1 pseudogene is annotated in these 507 nt (G+C 65.5%); it reads left to right on the top strand.

From position 1 onward, the window contains the following. Positions 1–507 (top strand): annotated as a pseudogene (locus QN350_RS19790) (IS3 family transposase); the annotation flags it as partial.

Genomic DNA, 507 nt, shown 5'->3' with positions numbered 1-507 from the left:
CATCCGGCTGCTCGAGCAGGAAGCCGAGGTCATGCGGCGGGCCGTCGCGTATCTCTCCCGGGACGTCAACCCAAAATAATCTACCCGCTGGTCCTCGAACTGGCCGTCGACGGTGTCCCCGTAACGGTGACCTGCCGGGTGTTGCGCTTCTCCAAACAAGCGTTCTACCAGTGGAAGCGCGCCCCCGTCTCCCAGCGCGATTGGGACGACTCCCACCTCACCAACGCCGCCTGGGACGCTCACCAGGACGACCCTGCGTTCGGCTACCGGTTCATTGCCGACGAACTCCATCAGGCGGGCCTCACGGCCGGCGAGAACCGGGTCTGGCGGCTCTGCTCTCAGCAACGACTCTGGTCCGTGTTCGCGAAGAAACGCGGCCTCACCCGCAAGGCCGGCCCTCCCGTCCACGACGACCTCGTCGAGCGGAAAATCACCGCGACACGCCCGAACCAGCTCTGGCTGACCGACATCACCGAACACCGCACCGACGAGGGCAAGATCTACCTC

Source organism: Cryobacterium sp. 10I5 (assembly GCF_035019865.1).
Taxonomy (GTDB): Bacteria; Actinomycetota; Actinomycetes; order Actinomycetales; family Microbacteriaceae; genus Cryobacterium; species Cryobacterium breve_A.
The sequence above is the reverse complement of the archived record's forward strand: the minus strand, read 5'-3'. Positions and strand labels throughout refer to the sequence as shown.